General features: G+C 69.0%; 2 protein-coding genes. One reads left to right on the top strand and one right to left on the bottom strand.

Going from position 1 to position 2,994, the window contains the following annotated elements; genetic code table 11:
* Window positions 1-155: 155 nt before the first annotated feature.
* Window positions 156-1,991, bottom strand: coding sequence for a phosphoenolpyruvate carboxykinase (GTP) (locus tag ACFW2G_RS32995; RefSeq protein WP_384456625.1), 1,836 nt, complete (start codon window positions 1,989-1,991; stop codon window positions 156-158).
* A gap of 211 nt (window positions 1,992-2,202) precedes the next feature.
* On the opposite strand from ACFW2G_RS32995, the gene ACFW2G_RS32990 reads away from it, so the two are divergent.
* The gene (locus tag ACFW2G_RS32990; RefSeq protein WP_236647561.1) at window positions 2,203-2,943 is read left to right on the top strand and encodes a hemolysin III family protein; all 741 of its coding nucleotides are present in this window, start codon (window positions 2,203-2,205) and stop codon (window positions 2,941-2,943) included.
* Window positions 2,944-2,994: the final 51 nt, after the last annotated feature.

The raw sequence follows: 2,994 nt of genomic DNA, 5'->3' as shown, positions 1-2,994 counted from the left end.
GGTCAGGAGCGCGGACGCTCCTGACCGGACGGGGCGGTGCTGCGGTGGGCGCCGCTTGGTCGGGGGCTCCCACAGCGGTGGGACGCCGCTTGGTCGGGGGCTCCCACGTTCATCGGCCCTTCTAGGGCGTGCCCTTCCTCAGGGCGTGTCCCGGCTCAGCCCAGGCGCTCCACGAGGGCGTGGTACTGGTCCCACAGCTCCTTGGGAGTGTGGTCGCCGTAGGTGTTGAGGTGCTCGGGAACCAGGGCGGCCTCCTCGCGCCAGACCTCCTTGTCGACGGTGAGGAGGAAGTCGAGGTCCTCGGCCGGGAGGTCCAGGCCGTCGAGGTCGAGGGAGTCCTTGGTCGGCAGGATGCCGATGGGGGTCTCCACGCCTTCGGCGGTGCCGTCGAGGCGGCCGACGATCCACTTCAGGACGCGGCTGTTCTCGCCGAATCCGGGCCAGACGAACTTGCCCGCGTCGTTCTTGCGGAACCAGTTCACGTAGTAGATCTTCGGGAGCTTGGCAGCGTCCGCGGAGGCACCGACCTTGACCCAGTGGGCCATGTAGTCGCCCATGTTGTAGCCGCAGAACGGCAGCATGGCGAAGGGGTCGCGGCGCAGCTCGCCGACCTTGCCCTCGGCGGCGGCGGTCTTCTCGGAGGCGATGTTCGAGCCGATGAAGACGCCGTGGTTCCAGTCGAAGGACTCGGTGACCAGCGGCACGGCGGACGCGCGGCGTCCGCCGAAGAGGATCGCGGAGATCGGGACGCCCTTGGGGTCCTCCCATTCGGCAGCGATCGTCGGGCACTGGGAGGCCGGGACGGCGAAGCGGGCGTTGGGGTGGGCGGCCGGGGTCTCGGACTCCGGGGTCCAGTCGTTGCCCTTCCAGTCGATCAGGTGGGCGGGCGCCTTCTCGGTCATGCCCTCCCACCAGACGTCGCCGTCGTCGGTGAGCGCGACGTTGGTGAAGACGGTGTTGGCGTACATGGTCTTCATGGCGTTGGCGTTGGTGTGCTCACCGGTGCCGGGGGCCACGCCGAAGAAGCCGGCCTCGGGGTTGATCGCGTAGAGGCGGCCGTCCTCGCCGAAGCGCATCCAGGCGATGTCGTCACCGACGGTCTCGACGGTCCAGCCGGGGATCGTGGGCTCCAGCATGGCGAGGTTCGTCTTGCCGCAGGCGGACGGGAAGGCGGCGGCGATGTACTTCGTCTCACCCTCGCCGGCCGGCGGGGTGAGCTTGAGGATCAGCATGTGCTCGGCGAGCCAGCCCTCGTCGCGGGCCATGACGGACGCGATGCGCAGGGCGTAGCACTTCTTGCCGAGCAGGGCGTTGCCGCCGTAGCCGGATCCGTAGGACCAGATCTCGCGGGTCTCGGGGAAGTGCGAGATGTACTTGGTGGTGTTGCACGGCCACGGCACGTCGGCCTCGCCTTCGGCGAGCGGAGCGCCGAGGGTGTGGACGGCCTTGACGAAGAACCCGTCGGTGCCCAGCTCGTCCAGGACGGGCTTGCCCATGCGGGTCATGGTGCGCATGGCGACCGCGACGTAGGCGGAGTCGGTGATCTCGACGCCGATCGCGGAGAGCTCGGAGCCGAGGGGGCCCATGCAGAAGGGGACGACGTACATCGTCCGGCCCTTCATGGAGCCGCGGAAGATGCCCTTGTCTCCCGCGAAGATCTCCTTCATCTCCGCCGGGGCCTTCCAGTGGTTGGTCGGGCCCGCGTCCTCCTCCTTCTCGGAGCAGATGTAGGTCCGGTCCTCGACACGCGCGACGTCGGAGGGGTCGGAGGCGGCGTAGTAGGAGTTCGGGCGCTTCGTCTCGTCGAGCTTCTTGAACGTTCCCTTGGCGACGAGCTCCTCGCACAGGCGCTCGTACTCGCCCTCGGAGCCGTCGCACCAGACGACGCGGTCCGGCTCGGTGAGGGCTGCGATCTCGTCCACCCAGGAGATCAGCTCTGTGTGCTTGGTGGGAAGAGTCGAACTGGTGGGAGCCGCGTTGTCGCGCGCCACGATTGCTCCTTGTTGAGGGGTTTGTTTGGTGTAGGCCCCGTGGGGGCTGCGACCCGGACGCTTCGCGCTCCGCTCATCCGGTGTCGACCGCACTCATCTGATCATCCGGTGGATGTGCGCATATGTCCAGAGGGCCTCTCACGTGAGCATTGCCACGTCCGTCAATCTTCCGTAAAGAGGATGAGCAGCTACCTACGGACCCGTAGGTAGCATGGCGCGCATGACTTCTGACGCCGCCGCCGTCCCCGCCGCCGAGGCCGCAGCGGTCTCCGGGGCCTCCCCGGTCACCGAGGCCGTGGAGGCCGTGGAGTCCGCCATCGAGGCCAAGCCGCTCCTGCGCGGCTGGCTCCATCTCGGGATGTTCCCCGCCGTGATCGTTGCCGGCCTGGCGCTGATGGCCTTCACCGACTCGACCCGCGCCCGCGTCGCCTGCGGCGTCTACATCCTCACCGCATGCCTGCTGTTCGGTGTGAGCGCGGTCTACCACCGCGGGACGTGGGGTCCGCGCGGCGAGGCCATCCTGCGCCGGCTCGACCACGCCAACATCTTCCTGATCATCGCGGGCACCTACACCCCGCTGACCGTCCTGCTGCTCCCGCCCTCCACCGGCCGGACCCTGCTGTGGGCGGTGTGGATCGCGGCCGCCGCGGGCATCGCCTTCCGCGTCTTCTGGGTCGGCGCGCCGCGCTGGCTCTACACCCCCTGCTACATCGCCATGGGCTGGGCCGCCGTCTTCTTCCTGCCCGACTTCATGCGTGCCGGGGGCATCGCCGTCCTGGTCCTGGTGATCGTCGGCGGCCTCCTCTACAGCGTCGGCGGGGTCATCTACGGAATGAAGCGGCCCAACCCCTCGCCCCGCTTCTTCGGCTTCCACGAGGTCTTCCACTCCCTGACCCTCGCGGCCTTCGTCGCCCACTACGTCGGCATCTCGCTCGCCGCGTACCAGCACTGAGCCCGCCGGGAGGGGCCCGGAACGAGGGGCCCGGCCGCGACGCGCGGCCTG

Origin of the sequence: Streptomyces sp. NPDC058880 (assembly GCF_042742535.1) — a bacterium.
Classification (GTDB): domain Bacteria; phylum Actinomycetota; class Actinomycetes; order Streptomycetales; family Streptomycetaceae; genus Streptomyces.
This window is presented reverse-complemented; position numbering and strand designations above follow the sequence as displayed.

What these genes read in the sequence shown, in the direction of transcription:
- ACFW2G_RS32990 (WP_236647561.1), top strand. Translation starts at nt 2,203, where the DNA reads ATGGCGCGCATGACTTCTGACGCCGCCGCCGTCCCCGCCGCCGAGGCC.